Annotated in this window: 16 protein-coding genes; 12 read left to right on the forward strand and 4 right to left on the reverse strand. The window is 59.6% G+C overall.

Annotated features, from left to right (window positions below; translation table 11 throughout):
* Positions 1–3 precede the first annotated feature (3 nt).
* Positions 4–1,215, reverse strand: a complete 1,212-nt coding sequence (locus A6764_RS05410; protein ID WP_029098488.1) for an acyl-CoA dehydrogenase family protein — start codon at positions 1,213–1,215, stop codon at positions 4–6.
* Positions 1,216–1,254: 39 nt separating this feature from the next.
* Entirely contained in the window at positions 1,255–2,442 is a 1,188-nt protein-coding gene (locus A6764_RS05415) for a CaiB/BaiF CoA transferase family protein (RefSeq protein WP_065067138.1), read from the reverse strand.
* Between the two features lie 542 nt (positions 2,443–2,984).
* Between A6764_RS05415 and A6764_RS05420 the strand changes: the two genes are divergently transcribed.
* On the forward strand, positions 2,985–3,854 hold the full coding sequence (locus tag A6764_RS05420; protein WP_029098491.1) for a YitT family protein: 870 nt from the start codon (positions 2,985–2,987) through the stop codon (positions 3,852–3,854).
* 54 nt (positions 3,855–3,908) lie between these two features.
* On the opposite strand, the gene A6764_RS05425 is transcribed toward A6764_RS05420, so the two are convergent.
* Both A6764_RS05425 and A6764_RS05430 read right to left on the reverse strand, forming a co-directional pair.
* Positions 3,909–5,750: a DUF2325 domain-containing protein gene (locus A6764_RS05425; protein ID WP_065067137.1), complete on the reverse strand. Its 1,842-nt coding sequence runs from the start codon at positions 5,748–5,750 to the stop codon at positions 3,909–3,911.
* Between the two features lie 12 nt (positions 5,751–5,762).
* Complete coding sequence (locus tag A6764_RS05430) at positions 5,763–6,017, reverse strand: hypothetical protein (protein ID WP_141669664.1); 255 nt, start codon at positions 6,015–6,017, stop codon at positions 5,763–5,765.
* A gap of 144 nt (positions 6,018–6,161) precedes the next feature.
* On the opposite strand from A6764_RS05430, the gene A6764_RS05435 reads away from it, so the two are divergent.
* The 11 genes from A6764_RS05435 to A6764_RS05485 all read left to right on the forward strand — a co-directional run bounded on the left by A6764_RS05435 (position 6,162) and on the right by A6764_RS05485 (position 19,221).
* Positions 6,162–6,746 carry an RNA polymerase sigma factor gene (locus tag A6764_RS05435; RefSeq protein ID WP_029098494.1) on the forward strand — a complete coding sequence of 195 codons (585 nt, stop codon included), beginning with the start codon at positions 6,162–6,164 and terminating at the stop codon, positions 6,744–6,746.
* Complete coding sequence (locus A6764_RS05440; protein ID WP_083989807.1) at positions 6,721–7,653, forward strand: hypothetical protein; 933 nt, start codon at positions 6,721–6,723, stop codon at positions 7,651–7,653. The genes A6764_RS05435 and A6764_RS05440 overlap by 26 nt, the downstream gene beginning before the upstream one ends.
* A gap of 189 nt (positions 7,654–7,842) precedes the next feature.
* A complete protein-coding gene (locus A6764_RS05445) occupies positions 7,843–8,196 on the forward strand; it encodes a YisL family protein (protein ID WP_413541971.1) in 354 nt (117 codons plus the stop codon).
* Positions 8,197–8,475: 279 nt separating this feature from the next.
* Positions 8,476–9,372: a MurR/RpiR family transcriptional regulator gene (locus A6764_RS05450; protein WP_029098497.1), complete on the forward strand. Its 897-nt coding sequence runs from the start codon at positions 8,476–8,478 to the stop codon at positions 9,370–9,372.
* A 23-nt stretch (positions 9,373–9,395) separates the two neighbouring features.
* Positions 9,396–10,154, forward strand: a complete 759-nt coding sequence (gene nagB, locus A6764_RS05455; RefSeq protein ID WP_065067135.1) for a glucosamine-6-phosphate deaminase — start codon at positions 9,396–9,398, stop codon at positions 10,152–10,154.
* A gap of 116 nt (positions 10,155–10,270) precedes the next feature.
* Positions 10,271–11,023: a hydrogen peroxide-dependent heme synthase gene (gene hemQ, locus A6764_RS05460; RefSeq protein WP_029098499.1), complete on the forward strand. Its 753-nt coding sequence runs from the start codon at positions 10,271–10,273 to the stop codon at positions 11,021–11,023.
* A gap of 175 nt (positions 11,024–11,198) precedes the next feature.
* Positions 11,199–13,445 carry an S-layer homology domain-containing protein gene (locus A6764_RS05465; protein WP_065067134.1) on the forward strand — a complete coding sequence of 749 codons (2,247 nt, stop codon included), beginning with the start codon at positions 11,199–11,201 and terminating at the stop codon, positions 13,443–13,445.
* A gap of 233 nt (positions 13,446–13,678) precedes the next feature.
* Entirely contained in the window at positions 13,679–14,671 is a 993-nt protein-coding gene (locus tag A6764_RS05470; protein WP_413541972.1) for an aromatic acid exporter family protein, read from the forward strand.
* 105 nt (positions 14,672–14,776) lie between these two features.
* The gene (locus A6764_RS05475; protein WP_029098502.1) at positions 14,777–16,765 is read left to right on the forward strand and encodes a methyl-accepting chemotaxis protein; all 1,989 of its coding nucleotides are present in this window, start codon (positions 14,777–14,779) and stop codon (positions 16,763–16,765) included.
* A gap of 144 nt (positions 16,766–16,909) precedes the next feature.
* Positions 16,910–17,710: an aminotransferase class I/II-fold pyridoxal phosphate-dependent enzyme gene (locus tag A6764_RS05480; protein ID WP_264622503.1), complete on the forward strand. Its 801-nt coding sequence runs from the start codon at positions 16,910–16,912 to the stop codon at positions 17,708–17,710.
* Between the two features lie 98 nt (positions 17,711–17,808).
* Positions 17,809–19,221 carry a YfcC family protein gene (locus tag A6764_RS05485; protein WP_141669662.1) on the forward strand — a complete coding sequence of 471 codons (1,413 nt, stop codon included), beginning with the start codon at positions 17,809–17,811 and terminating at the stop codon, positions 19,219–19,221.
* The last annotated feature ends 5 nt before the right edge of the window (positions 19,222–19,226 follow it).

A 19,226-nucleotide genomic window follows, 5' to 3' on the forward strand; every position in this document is an offset into this window, starting at 1 on the left:
CCTTCACCTCTCGGCCTCTCCCTCTTGGGCAAACGGCCAGGCCGGCAGCATGCGGCGCAGCGGTTTGTCCCGCCGGTAGCCCAGCGCGTATTCGGCCTGCATGATCGTGTGGATTTCCCGCGTCCCTTCGTAGATGACCGGCGCCTTGGCGTTGCGGAGGTAGCGCTCCACCGGATATTCGTTGGAGTAGCCGTAGGCGCCGTGGATCTGCACGGCGTCGTTGGCCGCCTCAAACGCCGCGTCGCAGGCGAACCACTTGGCGAGCGAGGTTTCCCGAGTATTGCGCTTGCCCAGGTTTTTCAGCCAGCCGGCGCGGTAGACCAGCAGCCGGGAAATCTCCAGGTTGGCCGCCATCCTGGCGATCATCTGCTGGACCAACTGGTGTCTGCCGATCTCCTTGCCGAAGGTCTTCCGCTCGCGGCAGTAAGCGAGGCTGGCTTCCAGGCTGGCGTTGATCAGGCCGCAGGCCCCGGCGGCGACGGTGAAGCGGCCGTTGTCCAGGGCGGACATGGCGATCTTGAAGCCTTCCCCTTCTTCGCCCAGCCGGTTTTCCTTGGGCACGCGCACCTCGTCCAGAATCACTTCGCCGGTGTTGCCGGCGCGGATGCCCAGCTTGCCCTTGATCGCCCGGGTGGTGACGCCGGGGAAGGTGCGTTCGACGATGAAGCAGCTTATGCCGTGGTGCCCCTTATCCTTGTCCGTTTTGGCGAAGATCAGGAAGTGGTCGGCGATGTCGCAGAGGGAGATCCAGGTTTTCGCCCCGTTCAGGATGTAGTCGTCGCCGTCGCGCCGCGCCGTGGTCACCATGGCGGCCACGTCTGATCCGGCGTTGGGCTCGGTCAGGCCAAAGGCGCCGATTTTTTGCCCGCGCGCCTGGGGAATCAGGTAGCGCTCCTTGTGAAAGTCGTCGCCCCACTGCAGCAGGGTCATGCTGTTCAGCCCGGTGTGCACGGAGACGGCGGTGCGGAACGCCGTATCGCCCCGCTCCAATTCCTCGCAAACGATGGCCAGCGTGTTGTAGTCCATACCGGCGCCGCCGTAGCGCTCGGGGATGCAGACGCCCATCAGCTCCAGTTCGGCCAGCCGCTTCATGATGGACGGTTCAAAATGGCCGTTGGCGTCCCACTCGCGAATGTGCGGGATAATTTCCTTGTCCACAAAACTGCGCACCATCCTGCGCACCGCTTCCTGCTCTTCTGTCAAGGCAAAGTTCATCATCGTCGGGTGCCTCCTTTTTTTGGGGTTAGATGTCTCCTAAATGTCGCCATTTCGTCTCATCTCGTCCAGCTCGTCCGGCGAATAGCCGAGGCGGGACAGCACCTGCGTGGTGTGTTCGCCGTACAGCGGCGGGTGCCGTTTCATCTCCACCGGGGTGCGCGACAGCTTCAGCGGGCTGCCCACCAGCTTCACGCTGCCCGCCGTCGGATGCGCCATCTCCACCACCATGTTTCGAGCCTGCACCTGGGGATCGGCGAAGACGGCCTGCAGGTCGTTGATTGGTCCGTGGGGGATGCCCGCCGCCTGTAGCCGCGCTCTCCAGTGAGTGGTGGGTTTGGCTTTCATCACCGCAGAGATGACCGCGACCAGCCCGTCTCTGTGCCGGAGCCGGTCGGCGTTGGTCCGGTAGCGTTCGTCGGCCGCCAGTTCCGGCATGCCCAGGGCCTCCGCCAGTTTGCGGAATTGGGCGTCGTTTCCGACCGCGACCACCATTTCGCCGTCCCGTGTGGGAAAGACCTGATAGGGGACAATGTGGGGATGCTGATTGCCCAGCCGGCGGGGCACGGCGCCGGTGGTCAGGTAGCTGCTGGCGACGTTGACCAGTGCCGAGAGCTGCGCGTCAAACAGGGAGACGTCGAGCTGCTGCCCCTCGCCCGAATAGCTGCGCTCGTGCAGCGCCGCGAGAATTCCGATCGCTGCGTACAAGCCGGTAAGCACATCGGCGATGGCGACACCCACTTTCAGCGGTCCGGAGCGTTCGTCACCGGTGATGCTCATCAGACCGGCCATCGCCTGGATGATGTAGTCGTACCCCGGTTCGTTTTTGTATGGGCCGGTCTGTCCAAAGCCGGTGATCGAGGCGAGGATGATCTGCGGGTTGATACGCTTGAGGGTGTCGTACCCCAGCCCCAGCCGCTCCAGCGTGCCGGTTTTGAAATTTTGTACGACCACGTCCGCCCCGGCGGCCAGCTTTTTGAACGCGTCCTGCCCCTTGGCCGACTTCAGGTTGAGGGTGATGGCCCGTTTGTTGCGGTTGGCGCAGAGGTAGTAGGCGCTTTCCCCGCCAGCAAACGGGGGGCCCCAGGCGCGGGTGTCGTCTTTCGATCCGACTGCCTCCACCTTGATCACGTCGGCGCCCAGATCGCCGAGAATCATCGTGCAAAACGGCCCCGCCAGCACGCGCGTCAAATCGAGAACCGTGATGCCCCGCAGTGCGCCGTCCAAGGAAATCCCTCCTTTTTCGTCATGAAAATAAAAACAGCCAGGCAAACCGCAACAGGTGATTCCGTTGCCATTTTCCTGGCTGTCGTTCGCGTGTGTCTTCCGGCGAGGAAGATCGGACGAATGAAGGCAGAAATTTCATATCAAGCTGTGATCGCGAATCCCAATGGTGAACCGATTCAAACGGGGTAGGGAAGGAAACCGGTTCAGAGCGGCAGGGAGGGGCGAAAAGTCGGCTCTCTGCCCGTGAACCGTTTCTATTATGTCATTGGATGGCGGCAGTTGTCAATATTTTTTCTGAATATTCTATATTATAACAGTTGTCCAAAACGTGCCTCCTGTTGGCTTTCCGTCTGGCGGATGCCGGGCGTATGCCTTTGGGCCGGTTGTTGCGTATTGAGCGGTATTGCGCGGCGGTTGGTTCCGCTGGTGACGCGGCAAGCTGGCGTGATACGGCCAAGCTGGCGGGGGTTTCTTTTTGGAAAAAAACATGGTACTGTATGGAACAGTTTCGTATCCGTGAAAACATGGCAGGAGTGAGAGCTGTGGCACGAAAACGACGGGCGGCCGTAAGTTTGAACAGCCCGCAGCGGAAAGCGGTTGAATACGGCATGCTGGCGCTGGGATCGCTGGTGCTGGCCGCCAGCTTCAACCTGTTTCTCAACCCCAACCAGCTCGCGTCGGGCGGCGTTTCCGGCCTGTCTACGATCTGTTACCATCTGTTTGGCTTTCCCCCCTCTGTCGTGCAGTGGGCGTTTAACATCCCGCTGTTTCTGCTCGGCCTGTGGCTGTTGGACCGGCAGTACAGTGTAAAGGCGGCGGTCGGTTCCCTCATTCTGCCGCTGTTTGTGGCGCTGACCAGCCATCTGCCGCCGCTGACCGACAATCCGCTGTTGGCTGCCATTTACGGCGGCATGGGCGTCGGGCTTGGCATCGGGATTGTCTTTCGCGGCCGAGGGTCGACCGGCGGGTTTTCCATCGCGTCGCAAATCCTGCACAAGTACACGGGGATCAGCCTGGGCGCGTCGGTCGCCGTCTTTGACGGGCTGGTCATCCTGCTGGCGGGCGTCGTCTTCCATCCGGAAAAGGCGCTGTACGCCCTGCTCGCGCTGTTTGTCACCAGCAAAACAATCGACATCGTGCAGATGGGCTGGAACACCTCCAAGGTGGCCTACATCATCTCTGAGCAGACGGAACGGCTGCGCGAAGCGATCCTGTTTGATCTGGACCGGGGCTTGACGCTGCTGGACGGCGCCGGCGGTTACACCGGGGACGAACGCAAGGTGCTGATGGCCGTGGTCAGCCAAAGCGAAGTGAGCAAGCTGAAAATGCTCGTGCGCTCCGTCGATCCGGACGCGTTTATCATTCTCTGCCCCGCCCAGGAGGTGCTGGGCGAAGGCTTCCGTCCTGCGTAAATCGGACCAGGACGGGCAAAAAGGAGGCGGCTCCCGTTGGGGGCCGCCTTTCGACTACGCGGAGCGAAACGCACTTTCCGCCACAAACATGGTGACCTCGCGCAGCATGGAGGAAACGCCGCCCGAGAGCGGGTAGCGGACGGGCTTCTGCTGGCGCGAGGCTTCTTCTTTTACCGCCCAGTAGAACGAATGCTTGATCTGATGCGTGTTGCAGATGACGAGATCCGCTTTGGCCACATAGGGCTGCAGCGTCTGCGGCTGGCTTTCCAGAACGATGACGGAGCCTCCCCTGGCCCGTATCGCTTCCTCGTATTGTGCGACCATGTTGGACTGGGCCCCGCAGATCAAGACGTGAACATCCTGGAGCGCCGGAGTCGCTTCCGCTTCCGCCGCTTCGCCGTCTTGGGAATGCTCGGTCCGTCCCCCTTTGCGGCGGGAGAGGCGCTCCGGTCCGGATTCGTCCGGCGGCAGATGCTCGTGGACGGTCAGGATGCGGTTGTTGTGCGGATGGGCCGCGTCAAACAACAGCGTGACGACATCGCCGGGGGCTACCTTCTCCAGTTCGTAGGCGTGAAGGGGGATAAACAGATCGTCATCGTACAGGTCGCGGACGCCGATCCAGCCGGCGCGCTCGTCTACAATCCCCAGCAGTTCACGGTGATGGGAGGGCTCAGCCCCTTTTCGCAGCACGCGGTACCGGTACTGCGGAAATCCGGGCGAATACTCTCCGACCAGCATCCCTTCCAGTTCGTCGCCGTCTTCTGCCTTGATGGCGAGGAGGATCTTTTCCGAGACGTACACATCCGTGCCGTCTTCCGTGGACAAGAGACCGAACGAAGCGCGTACGGGAATGCGCAGAATCCCCCGGACCACCGGCGGATAGGAGGGAGCATCGAACTGCGGATTAGGGGCCGCTTGTGCGGTGCCGGGATCGTCGCCGCCGGCCTCGTCACTGTTTGGGGAAACGGCTGGCTCAATAGCGGTCAGTGCTTCCGGTTCGGGGCTCGCGTCGGGTAGGAGTTTGGACGGCGCGGGTGGAGGAGCCGGCAATGCGTGCAGGCGCGCTGACTCCGCCTGCAGCCGGCAGACCGTCTCCCGCTGCTCCTCCAGCCGCTGCGTCAATGCTGCGACCTCCGCTTGCAGCTTTCGATTCTGCTCCAGCGCCCGCTGCCAGTTTCGCTCCATGAGGGCCAAGTGCCGTTCCGCTGCCTGGCGCATCGTCCGCTCTTCCTGAAGCTGAGCCTGCAGGCGGGCGTCCTGTTCCATCCGCAGCCTGTCGATTTCCTTGGCCGCTTTCCGCAGCGCGGCGATTTCGTCACGCAGTGCAGCCGTTTCGCGGTCCCATTTCTTCTGTTTTCGGGCGGTCGTTTTTTTCACGTCTTCGAGCAGCCGCTTCAAACGGCGGTTCTCCTTTTCTAGCGTCTCGCCGGCGGACGGCAGCGCGCGGCGGGCCGTGGCCGGTTCAAATGGACGCATCTCGTTCATGCAGGACAGCGCCAACTGCGTCAGGTCGTCGCGGCCCGAGAGGATCAGGCCCAGGACCACATCGCCGAGATCGATTCTGGCTTCAAGCGCCAGCGCGTCCGCCAGGGTACAGGGGATGGGCAGCGAGGCGATCTTTTTCTCCAGGTCAGGGTACGTTTCATACAGGCGTGCGGCGGCATGGTAGCGCGGCAGCACGGGTTCTCCGCCGCAAAACAGGTGTTTGCGAAAGAACGCGTTCAGCGTGGGATAGGGAACATGTTTGACGCTGCGAAAGCCCGGGGGGCAGAGGTCGTAGCGAGCGCATACCTGCGGCAGCTCCCGCGGCCCCACATGGGTGAAGTACCACGAGCGCCACTGCTCGAAGTGTTCGGTTGACAGGTCTTCCTTGGGCATCGGCATCACTCGATTCACGTTCGTCGTTTCCTAATATGTTCGGGACGAATCGAGAAAATCCTTTGCGCCGCGCAGTCCTTCCGGGAGCAAAGCGCCGCGTTCGCGACGAATAGGTGCGGTGTTTTCCCCCTTCTTCCGTTTGGCAGTCCCCAACTTTGGCTCTTTCCATGCCAGTGATGTTCCCTGCCAGATCTGATCGAGTTTAGAAAATTTAGGTTGTTTTTTAAACAAAGTATTGTGATTGTCTCGTTCAGGTAAAGTCTTCCCGAAACGTGAGTCGGTCATGGGAATCGATTCTCCAGGAACAACACGATGAATGGAGCGTTGTTGCTCGTCGGTACTCGAACGCTTTTTTTCTGCAAATATTTTTCTCGAAATGTCACAAAACGGGAGGATGATTTGTTATATCTGGCAAAGGAGGTGAACGGTTTGGACAAAGATCAAATCGAGCGGGTGATTGAGGAGATCAAGTCTTCCGGTTCATTGGAGATGTTTGGAGACATCATCGAAGCTTTGCAGCAGCCGATTTTTACCTACTGCTATCATATGCTCGGACACAGGCAGGAAGCAGAGGATGCCGTGCAAGAGGTTTTTATCAAAGCATACGAACATATCGACAAGTACACAAAGTCCGTTTCCTTTTCAGCGTGGGTGTACAAGATTGCCTATCATCACTGCTTGAATCTCATCAATCGGAGAAAGCTATACCGAATGGTCCCTTTCTTGAAAAGAGGAATGGCGGCCGTCAGTCAAAACGAAGGAGAGATCCGGGTGGATCACGAGCAGGTAAGCTATCCGCTCCATCAGGCGATGTCCCGTCTGTCTGCGGAGGATCGAAATTTGATCATCCTGCGCGTGATTGAAGAAAAAGGGTACGAAGAACTCTCTGTACTGCTAAACAAAAAACCAGCAACCCTGCGAAAACAATATGAGCGGGCTTTACGAAAATGTAAACACTATTTGCAATTGCAGAAAGGAGGGGAAGTGAATGAAGCCTACAAAGCCATTCGGTGATGTGGAGCATCTGATCATGGATACACCCGTTCCGAAAATTGACGTCAAGGATCGGGTGCTCGAGAAACTGCGGGAGCGGAAAAATCAAAGGGAGGCGGTTCGAGTGAAAAAGAAAATCGGATTGATTGTAGCGGCGTGTCTGGTCTTTGGGGTAACGTCTGCATACGCGGCCATGAAAGTGTATGAGCTGAAGAATGAAAAAGGAGAAGTAGTGGTACAGATCAACCAGACAGCCAAGGATCCGGTTACGAGCCAACACAAAACGTATGGCCAGATGTTGAAGGAGGTTCGCGAATCGGTCAAACCGGGCACCGCTGTCGCTGTGTACATTGTGCCGGATAATCCTCAGAAAATCGTTGCTTTCTTCCAAAAGCCGATTACGTCTACAGACCGTAGGGTGATTCAGGCGGAAGCGGGAAACATGTTTGCCTTCCCGGCCGAACTGACTGGCGGGTACACGTTTAAAGAAGGGTTTGTCCAGCATATGATCATCCACGATTACAAGAAGGAAGATTTTTATAAGCAAGCGGAAGAGACAAAGAAAGACGTGATCGTGAAGGAGCTGAAAGTAGAACCGACGATTGAGCAATTGGGCGCCACCTACGCGAATCACAAGGGTGAAGTACGGATACGCATCGAGAATTTTGAGAAAGTAAAGTATGTGAGCACCGAAGCAGGTCCGGACGACACTGTGGAAAAAGTAAAGGTGGGCAAAAGAGAGGCGCTGTATCATCTGAGGAAAATAAAGGGAGCGGATGGAAAAACAGAATCGATGGAACAGTCCATCGAATATTTCAAAGACGAAGCGAAATTGCTTTATCATGTATGGACGTCGTCGCCGGAAATTACCAAGCAGGACTTGTTGGCCATCGCGGAAAAGCTGGAGGAATCCCAGCCTTTCGACTGAGCCAATCTTCGTAACGGCTCGATCAGCCCTTTTCTACCGCAGGGTGGTGAAACAAGGAGTACTGTTTGTCCGCGGAAGTGTCACTCGCTGTCACAAAACCGCCAAGCATTGCGTGCCCTGCTTTTCCCTTGTCGATCTGTTATAATGAGACAGGTATGGAGATTGCACTGGGCAAGGAGTGAACAAATGGTGAGCAATGCGTTTCTTGAAGCCCACGTGGGCAGTTGGGAAGTGGCATTCATCCTGCTGATCGTCGGGTACATCCTTTTCCGTATCGGCAAGGAAAAAGTGGGCAACATCGTTCACATGTTTCTGCGCGTGATGATGGTGATCGTCGTCGTGACGGGCGCTTGGATGTTGTTTAAGTTCCACACGGGAGATGTCCTGTACTACGTGAAGGGAGTGCTGGGGCTGTTCGTCTTCGGGCTGATGGAGATGGCGCTGGGACGGGCGCGCCGGCAGGAAGCCAGCACCGGATTTTTCGTCGGTGCCCTCGCGCTGATGGTGGTCGTCATCCTGATCGGGTACCGCGTCATCGTGTAGGCGGCAGGCGCGGGGTTCAAGTCGGAAGGCTTTCGTTCGGATCGAAAGGATCCGGGCGGAGGCCTTTTTTTGCGGGAACCTTTTTTGCGGCCGGACAAGTGCCCCCAAGACCGGCGGATGATCGCGGAAACGGGATTGCCCAACGATCCGGACGGTCGGGTATGAATCGGAGAACTTCTCCACTTTTGTCTTCAAATATGGCGGAATGCTCCACTTTTGCGTATAATGGCTGTAGGAATACAGCCGTTTTCTTTTGGCGATGGACGGGGGAGGAAACCGATGACGGCATATCAGGAAGAGCGGACGGCCGGAGCGTCCGGCGGCGCGGCCAAAACCAATACCACCCTGCTGGGCATTCAGAGTTTGCGGCCGTCGTTTACCAAATCTGAGCAAAAAGTGGCGGAGATCGTATTGAGCCAGACGGAGAGCGTGATTTACTCCTCCGTCATCGACCTGGCGGAAAAAGCGGACGTGGGCGAAACCACCGTGCTGCGGTTCTGCCGCAAGATCGGCTTTCGCAGCTACCAGGAGTTCAAGCTGGCGCTGGCCCAGGAGCTGGTCCATCCGGTCAAAAACCTGCACGGCGAGGTAACGGAGGAGGATTCGCTCGCGACCATCGCGCAAAAGGTGACGGCCACCAACGTGCAGGCGGTCGGCGACACCAGCTCGCTCATCGACCCGATCGAGCTGGAACGGTGTGTCGACCTGCTGCAAGCCGCCAACACGATCCACTTTTACGGCGTGGGGACATCCGGGGTGACCGCCCAGGATGCCAAATACACGTGCCTGCGCCTCGGCCTGAAAGTGGACGCCTTTTACGAGGCGCACCTGCAGGCCATGGCCGCCGCCACGCTGGGCCCCGGTGACGTGGCCGTGGGCATCTCCGTGTCGGGCAGCACCAAGGATACGATTGACTCGCTGAAAGTGGCGAAGGAAGCGGGGGCGACGGTGCTGTGCATCACCCACTACCGCCGCTCGCCGATCACGAACGTGGCTGACATCACGCTTCTGACGGCAGCCAAGGAAGGACCGCTGCAGGGCGGGTCGCTCGCGGCCAAAATCGCCCAGCTTCACGTCATCGACATCCTGTGCACGGCACTCGCCATGCGCATCAAGGAGAAAGCGCTGACCTACAAGGAAAAAACGGCAAAAGCGGTGCTGGACAAAAAATACTGAAACGGCTGGATGGGGGAGAGAGCATGAAGCTGTTGATTGCGGAGAATTACGAGGCGTTGAGCAAAGAGGCGGCGCGCGTCGTGGCGCAGGTGGTGGCAGCCAAGCCTACGGCCGTTTTGGGACTGGCTACGGGCAGCACGCCGATCGGCATGTACCGGGAACTGGCGCGGCTGTACCGCGAGGAGGGGGTTGACTTCTCCCGGGTGACGACGTTCAACCTGGATGAATACGTCGGACTGCCGCTGCATCATCCGCAAAGCTACCGCACGTTCATGCAGGAGCACTTTTTCCGCCACGTGAACATCCCGCTGGAGCAGACCAACATCCCGCGCGGGGATGCACCCGACCTGCAGGCGGAGTGCCGGCGGTATGAAGAGGCGATCGCGGCGGCGGGAGGCATCGACATACAGGTGCTGGGCATCGGCAGAAACGGCCACATCGGCTTCAATGAGCCGGGGTCCGACGCGGAGACGACCACGCGGGTCGTGAAGCTGGCGCAAAGTACGATAAAGGCGAACGCGCGCTTTTTCGACTCGATCGACGAGGTGCCGACGAAAGCCGTATCGATGGGGATCAAAACGATTCTGGCGGCGAAGCGGATCCTCCTGCTCGCGAGCGGCGAGGCCAAGGCGGAAGCGGTGCGCCGCATGCTGGAAGGGGAGAGGACGCCCGACGTGCCCGCGTCGCTTTTGCAGCTTCATCCGAACGTGACCGTCATCGTGGACAAGGACGCGGCCGCGCTGCTGGCAGCCGAAACGAGAGGCAGAGGCCGCCTGGTGTGAGCGGTCCGTTTTGCTGCGCTTGTTCACCAATTCGTTTCGAATAACGCCTCGTTCGTTATGCTATACTGGGAGTGTCCAAGGAGAATGCACCAGATTACCGTAAGGAGTTGATCCTGATGAGCACGAACGAGGCGTTGCTTACGCTGGAAGGCTGGTATACCTATCATAATTTCCGCACGATCAATTGGGAGAAGTGGAAAGCCGCTTCGGCCGAAGAGCGCCAGGCCGCGCTGGACGAGCTGCTCGGCCTGATCCGCGAGTGGGAGGCAAACGAACAGGAGAAGGAAGGCAGCACCGCCATCTACAGCATCCTGGGGCACAAGGCGGATCTGGTCTTCCTGTTCCTGCGCCCGACAATGCAGGAGCTGGACGCGATCAAGACGGCGTTCAACAAGACCCGCTTCGCCGCTTACACCCAAGCGCCGTACTCCTACATCTCCGTGGTGGAGCTGAGCAACTACGTACATAATCCCGGCGAAGACCCGAAGTCCAATCCGCACATCCGGGAGCGTCTCTACCCGATTCTGCCGAAGTGGGAGCACATCTGCTTCTACCCGATGAACAAAAAACGCAACCTGCAGGACAACTGGTACATGCTGACGATGGAGCAGCGTGCCGAGATGATGCGCTCGCACGGGATGATCGGCCGCAAGTACGCCGGCAAAGTGAAGCAGATCATCGGCGGCTCCGTCGGCTTCGACGATTGGGAGTGGGGCGTGACCCTGTTTGCCAACGACCCGCTCGAGTTCAAGCACATCGTTTACGAAATGCGTTTTGACGAAGTGAGCGCACGCTACGGGGAGTTCGGCAACTTCCTGGTGGGCAACATCGTTACGCCCGAGTCGCTCACGCAGATGCTGCAGGTGTAACCCAACAACCACAATCTACCCGCGGTGCAGCCGGGGTAGATTTTTTTTGCATGAAAATCATGAAAAGAGCTTGCTGATTTCGTTTACATTCCTTTAATGGAATAATTTGTTTCTTGTACATACCAAATGGTAAAATGGTATCGATATCCAAAGCGAAGAGGGGAGAGGTGTTTGCGTGTCAACCAAAAAAAAGACGCTGCAGGTGGCGGCGGGACTTTCGGCAGCCGTGCTGCTGACCGGCGTTCCCGTCCCGTTTGCCGGCGTGTGGGGGAACAGCCTGCCGAAAGCCTACGCCGCCGAGCAGCAGGCGGGCGGCTTGACGCAGGAGCAAGCGGTTCAACAGGTGCGGCAGCTTCTGAACATACCGGCGGATTACAAAATGGAACGGACGTCGTACCTCGATGAAAGCCGGAATTCGCCATACGACCGGCCGCTGTGGAGCCTGTCCTGGGTAAAAGACAGGGAGGGATATGTGTCTGCCGCCGTCGACGCGGTGACGGGACAATTGATGCAGTATTCACACTACAGCGAAAAGCGGGAAAGCGATTCGTCGCCGGCCGTCAGCGAGGAACAGGCGCTGCGGGCGGTGGAGCAGTTTCTCGAGCGGGCCGTCCCCAAAGCGGAGCGGGAGAAGCTGTCCAAGCCCAACGAATACCCCGGCCTGCTCCCTATTTCGCTTGATCCGTGGGGAGAGCGCCTCTTTTCCTTTACGCGCATGGAAGGCGACACGCCTTTTTTGGAAAACGGCTTTCAGGTGATCGTCGGCCGAAACGGCGAAGTGGTCTCGTTTTTACGGATGTGGTACCAGGGAGAACTGCCTGACGCCAAAGCGGCGATCGGGGGCGACGAGGCGGAGCGGCTGCTGGCGGAAAAAGCAGCGCCGTCGCTGGTCTACACGCGGGCGAACGAACTGACGGGACGTTACCAGGCGGACCGGAACCGGTACCGCCTGGTCTACCGCTACGGGCAGTCCGATCCGCAATTTGTGGACGCGGCGACCGGAACGGTGCTGAACGCACTCGGCGAGCCGGCCGAGGAAGGCGGGATCAAGCCGTTGGGGAGCACGGTCAACAGCCGCGAAGCGGACAGGCTGATCGGCAAGGAAGAGGCGCAGAAGATCGCGGAAGAACTGGTCAAGCGGCTCCCCGGCAGCTATCGTTCCGAGGGCAGCAGGGGCGGCGGTTCCAGCTCGGGACCGGACGGCGTGGAAACGAGACACTGGCGTTTTGAATTTACCCCGCTGCACGTCCAGGGCAAAAACGTGGAGCCGGTCGAGATCAGCGTCAGCGACCGCGGGGAATTGGTCGAATACCGCGTCGGGGAACCGGGATATCCCGACGAACGAGGACGGAAAATCGAGAAGGCGGTGTCGTGGAAAGCGGCGCAGGAGAGCGCGGTCAAGCTGGTAAAAACGCTGCTGTCCGACCGGCTGGGGGACATCTATCTCATTGACCGCGAGCCATCCCGCGCGAACGTGGAGCAGGTGCTGGAGCGGGGGCGGAATTTCGCGATTACGTTCGGCTGGCTGAAGGACGGCGTCCCGATCGAGGACAGGGAGTTCCGCGTGACGGTCAATCCCGAAACCGGGGAAGCGGAAGAGCTGCTCCTGTTCGAAGAAGGACCTGTCAGAGCGGAGGAGACGGCGGCCAAGATCGACCGAAAGGCGGCGGCAAAAGCGGAGCGGGAGCGGAAGAAGCTGATGCTCACCTATTTCCTGCCGGAGCTGCCGCGTAACGGGATGCCGGCCGGCACTTTCAAGCCGCTGCTCGTCTACCGCTACGTCGGCGATCAGGGGGTCGTGGACGCCGTGACCGGGGAGTGGCTCAGTTTTGCCGACTTGCGCCAAAAAGAAATCCCGCAGGACATTGACGGTCATCCGGAGAAGGAAGCGCTGCAGTTCGCCATCCGGGAGGGCTTGCTGGCTGTCACCGACGGCAAGGTGGAACCGGACAAGGCGGTGACGCGCGGAGACATGGTGCAGATGCTGTCGCGCATGGTCAACCGCATCGGGTTTCATCGGCGGATCACCTCGTTCGAAGACGACGAAGCCCGCAAGGCGTACCGGTTTGCCGACGTCGACGAGAAACATCCGCTGTACGGCGTCATCCAAAAAGCCATTCAATACGGACTGATCCCCGAGGAGGGGACGCGGTTTGAACCGGATCGCCCGGTGACCCGCGGGGAAGCGGCGGAAATGGCCGCCCGTTTGCTGGGATATGGCGAACTGCTGGAAAAACCGGACCTGTTCGTGTCGCCGTATCGGGATGTGGAGAAACGGCTGGTGCCCGCCGTCGCTCTGGCCCATGCCTACGGACTGCTTCCTTCCCCATCAGCCGACGCGTTCCAACCGGACAAGACGCTGACCCGGGCGGAGGCGGCGAAACTGATGAAAACGCTGCTGGATGCGAGAGAACTGAAGTGACGTGCGGTTCCGCGCCGCTTCCGGCAGCGGGCTGCTGCGATCAGAGCGGAGGACGTCCTCCGCTTTTTTGTTTTCGCTCTCGCGCAGGAGATCGTAGAGGCTCTCTTTGTTTTGCCGCCGGTTTTTGCTATCGTAAAAGGAGCCTCCGCCGTTTCGCTTCGGCGAAGCCGGCTGTTCGCCGGCACGGCCCGAAACGGCCCGAGACAACCCCGGAAGAGAAGGATGGGGACGTTATGGCCATGAAGATTGGATACCGAACGATCAAAACCGCGATCGGCGCAGGCCTGGCTATTTTTATCGCGCAGCAGTTGGGTCTGGCGTTTTACGCATCGGCGGGCATCATTACCATCCTCTGCATCCAGGTGACGCGAAGACAGTCGATACGCGCGGCCGTCAACCGCATCCTCGCCTGCCTGTTGGCGTTGGTGGTCGGGATCGGCGTGTTCGCGCTGTTCGGCTATCATCCCGCCGCGCTGACGCTATTGATTCTGGTCTTTTTGCCGCTGGCTGTCCGCTTCGGCATTCAGGAAGGATTCGTGAGCAGCATGGTCGTGCTGCTGCATCTCTACTCCGCCGAGCGGATGGACGCGGCCACGATTGCAAACGAGCTCGCCCTGCTCACCATCGGGGTGGGGGTGGCGCTGCTCGCCAACCTGTACATGCCCAGCATGGAAAAAGAGCTGAAAGCGATGCAGGCGGCGGTGGAGAACAACTTTGCCGTCATTTTGCAGGAGTTCTGCTACTATCTGCGCCACGGCCAGAGCGACTGGGACGGCCGGGAGATGATCGAGACGGAGAGGCTGCTGCAGCAGGCGAAAGAGCTGGCCTGGCGCGAAGTGGAAAACCGCATCGGCCGCCGGGACGACACCTACTACCAGTATTTCGTCATGCGGGAAAAGCAGTTTGAACTGCTGGAGCGGATGCTGCCGATCGTCTCGACGCTTGACGTGCAGGTGCCGCAGGGGCATCAGATCGCCGATTTTCTCGAGCGGCTGAGCCGCGCCATCCACCCCGGCAACACGGCGTACCGCTTTTTGGACAAGCTGCGGGTGATGCGGGAAGAGATCCAGCAGACGGCCCTGCCCAAGACGCGGGAGGAGTTTGAAACCCGCGCGGCCCTGTTTTACCTGCTGCGGGAGATCGAGCGCTATCTGTTCATCAAGCATGAGCTGGGGAAAAATAGTCCGAGTAAAAATATGGAGGAAAAGGATATGCATGCCTTGTAATTTTCGGGAAACATTTGTATAATGATGGACGGCTGTTCATTTTTTTCGGAATGGCCTGTTTTTTTTATTTTTCTTTCAGCTCGATCAACAACAGGAGGAATCGACATGAATGGGCGTACCGCGCGAAAACGAATCCTTTCGCTGCAGATGAAAGGAAAACTGCTGCTGACCTTTGCCGTGATTCTGCTATTGCCGAGTCTGCTGATCGGTTGGGTCTCTTTCTACAGCGCCAAGAAGGAAATTGAGAACCAACTGCTGCAGCGGGCTGACGAGCAGGTGAAGACCCTGGACGGAACGATTGATTCCTACCTGGGCCTGCAGGTGAAGGAGGCGGAGCGGATCGCTTCCCATCTGGCGGGACAGGGGCTCAAGAAAAACGACCCTGGAGCGCATGCGTATTTGCAGGAAACCTACACCCTCCACAAGGAGTGGGAAAATCTGTTCATCGGAACGGAGACGGGCGCGTTCGTCAGTACGGTGCCGGTCAACAAGGCCGGGTATGACCCGCGTACCAGACCTTGGTACCAACTGGCCATGGAGAACAAGGGAAAAACGGTCATCACCGACCCGTACGTCGCCGCGTCCACGGGCCGCGTCGTCATCACCATTGCCCGGACTACCAAGGACGGGCACGGGGTGGTCGGGCTCGACCTCAACCTGGAGGAACTGGCCAAGATCACCAGCCGGGTCAAAATCGGCAAATCAGGTTACGTCGTACTGATGGACCAACACCGGAAGTTCATCGTCCATCCCGAGCAGAAACCGGGGACGGAAGCGGAGAAGGCGGATTACATAGACCACCTCTATACGACAGAAGCGGGCACGTTTGAGTACGTCAACCAGGACGGACTGAGCAAGAAAATGGCATATGTCACCAACGGGCTGACCGGCTGGAAGCTGGCGGGCACCTATTACGTCAGCGAAGCGGATGCGGATGCCGCACGCGTGCTGCCCGCCATTCTGACGATTGTGGCCGGCTCTGTGATAGGCGGCGCCGCGATTGTGCTGTGGATCGTCCGCTCGATCACGCGTCCGCTCGGCGTGTTGATGGCTGCCGCCGCCAAAATCAGCGAGGGCGACCTGTCCGAACCGGTCAAGGTAAACGCCAGGGACGAGATCGGCCGGTTGGCGGAGAGCTTCGAGGGCATGCGCCTGTCGCTGCAGTCTGTCCTGGCCGAGGTGAACCAGGGAGCCGTCCAGGTGGCGGCGTCGGCGGAGGAGCTGATGGCGAGCGCGGACCAGAGCAGCAAGGCGAGCGAACAAATCTCTTCCGCGATTCAGGAAGTGGCCGTCGGGGCGGACAAGCAGGTAGCCAGCGTGGAAGAGGCGTACCAGGTGGTCAACATGATGGCAAGCGCCGCGGAACAGATCAACGGCAGCACGCAGCAGGTGGCCGGGCTGGCTTCCGAAGCAGCGGGCAAAGCGGCTTCCGGCAGCCAGACCGTGCAAACGGCGATCAACCAGATGACGGAAATGAACGCCACCGTCAAGGAATTGGCGCATACCGTGGACGGACTGGGCAAGCGCTCGCAGGAGATCGGCAGCATCGTCGACGTCATCTCCGAGATTGCCGATCAAACCAACCTGCTGGCGCTCAACGCCGCCATCGAAGCAGCGCGGGCCGGTGAGCACGGGCGGGGATTTGCCGTGGTGGCGGACGAAGTGCGGAAGCTGGCGGAGCAGACGACGCAATCCACGCAAAAGATTGCCGAACTGATCGCGATGATCCGCCAGGAGACGAACGACGCGGTTCGCTCCATGCACACCGTTACCCATGAGGTGGCGGAAGGAATTGACGTGGTGCATGCGGCAGGCGCTTCCTTCGAAGAGATTCGCTCGGCAGTGGAAGAGCTGGCCGGCCGGATCCGGGAGGTGTCCGGCGCGGTGCAGCAGTTGACCGAAGGCACGAAGCGCGTGGTGGAGACGACGTACACGATCCGGGAAGTGGCGGAGGAAGCGGCATTGGGCACGCAGAACGTTTCGGCCGCAGCTCAGCAGCAGTTGGCTTCCATGGAAGAGATCAACGCGTCGGCCGCGGCGCTGGCGAAGATGGCAGAAGACCTGCAGGAGATGGTGGGCAGGTTCAACGTGTAACCGTGCGGGTGCAGGCACGGTCCGTGCGTATTCAGGCTGCCCGGGAGGGGGAAGGATCACCCCCCTCCCGGGCAGCCGTTTTGTTTGCGCCCCTGCGGTTGTGCCATTGTCATCCGTGCGCATTTTTATTTTTTCATTGTGATCGTGGTCCATCCCACCTACCAGCAGCTCTACTCGGTGCCGGAATCATTCGGCGCGGAGGTGAAACTGCTGCGGCTGCGGCCGGAAAACGGGTTTCGTCCCGACCCGGACGAGCTCCGTTCCCTCGTCAGCAGCCAGACCAAACTGATCGTCATCAACAACCCGAACAACCCGTCCGGAGCGCTGATGGGCGAAGCGGAGCTTGCGGACATCGTGGGCATCGCCCGCTCCGTGAACGCCTTCGTCCTGTGCGACGAAGTGTATCGCGGCCTGTACCAGGACCCGGACGCCCAGGTTCCGTCCATCGTCGACCTGTACGAGAAAGGCATCAGCACGGGCAGCATGTCCAAGGCGTTTTCGCTGGCCGGGCTGCGCCTGGGCTGGATCGCCGCTCCGCTGGAAGTGATTCGGGAGTGCCTCAAGCATCGGGATTACACCACGATAAGCTGCGGCCTGCTGGACGATGCGCTGGCCGTCCACGCGCTGAAAAACTGCGACAAGATCATGGAGCGGAACGGGAAAATCGTCCGGCGCAACCTGCACATCCTGGATGAGTGGGTGCAGCGCGAGCCGCTTGTCTCGTACGTGAAGCCGCAGGCGGGGACCACGGCATTGCTCCAATACGACCTGCCCGTTCCCTCCGAGACCTTCTGCCTCGACCTGTTTCAGGCGACAGGCGTCTTCCTGACTCCCGGGAGCTGTTTTGATCTGGAAGGGCATGTGCGGATCGGGTACGCCTGCGATACCGAAGTGCTGCGCGCCGGACTGGCCAAGGTGTCGGAGTTTTTGCGGTCCCGCGGCTGAGCGGAGGCGGTTACCGGTAAAATTTTATAAAAATACAGTTGATTGCATAAATATAATGATGCTACGATGAAAACTAGGAAAACAAAGGGGGGATGCTTATGAGTCAACCACAACCGGTTTCCACTCCCGCTGTTTCCAAAGGGAAGGAAATCAACGTATTCGTCTTGCTGTTTGCCGTGCTGGCGATCGCCGTCGCGCTGACCTACGTGCTGCCGGCGGGTGAATATTCGCGAGTGGAGGTAAACGGCAGAAGCGTCGTCGATCCGCAGTCCTTTCAGTTTGTCGACTCCTCGCCGGTGAAGCCGTTGGGACTTGTCAACAGCATTCATACCGGGATGGAGGAAGCGGCCGGCATTATCTTTTTTGTCCTCATCATTGGAGGGACGTTAGGCATCTTGACGACCACGGGAGCGATCGAAGCGCTGATCGTCACCCTTTCCCGCAAGCTGAAAAACCAGGAGAAGTGGCTGATCCCGATCATGATGTTTTTCTTTGCCATGGGAGGATCGCTGATGGGGATGGCGGAGGAGACGATTCCCTACATCGCGGTCATGATTCCGCTGGCGGTCGCCTTGGGCTTTGACGTGATCACGGGAGCGGCGATCGTGCTGGTGGGCGCTTCGGTCGGCTTCACGTCGGCGATCATGAATCCCTTTACGGTCGGAGTGGCCCAGGGCATTGCCGAGCTGCCCACGTTTTCCGGCGCGGGCTTCCGCATCGGGGTGTTTGCCGTCATGTACCTGGTCTCCGTCGGGTTTGTCTACCGCTATGCGATGAAGGTAAAACGAGACCGTTCGCTCGGCTTCTTCGGCGGCTTCGAGGGAACAAACGCGGACGAGCTGCTGCGTTCGGACGTCGTGCTGACCACGCGGCACAAGTGGATTTTGATCTGCTTTCTGATCAATTTCCTCGTGCTGGCGTTCGGCGTGATCCGATACGGCTGGTACATCACGGAGATTGCCGGCCTGTTCCTGCTCTTGGGCATTGTCATCGGACTGATCGGCAGGCTCTCCGCCAACACGATCGTCGACTCCTTCATGAAGGGGGCGGCCGGGCTGATCGCCGGAGCGCTGGTGATTGGCGTGGCGCGCGCGGTCGTCGTCGTGCTCAACGAGGGGCACGTCCTCGACACGATCCTGTACTACGCCTCCGCCGCGATCCAGGCGATTCCGCCCGCTTTCACCGCCGTGGGCATGCTCGTGCTGCAGACGGTGATGAGCTTCATCGTCCCCTCCGGCAGCGGTGAAGCGGCGCTGACCATGCCGATCATGACGCCGCTGGCGGACCTCGTCGGCGTCACCAGGCAGACGGCCGTGCTGGCGTTCCAGTTTGGCGACGGGATATCCAACATCTTCATTCCCACCTCCGGGTACTTTATGGCCGGACTGGCCTTGGCCGGCATTCCCTGGTCGCGCTGGATGAAGTGGATCCTTCCCCTGATTGTCGCCCAATACGCCATTGCCGTGGTCGCCGTCGTCGTTGCGCAGTTGATCGGATACGGGCCCTTTTGAACGCT

It is taken from the genome of Brevibacillus sp. WF146 (genome assembly GCF_001673705.2).
GTDB lineage: Bacteria > Bacillota > Bacilli > Brevibacillales > Brevibacillaceae > Brevibacillus > Brevibacillus thermoruber.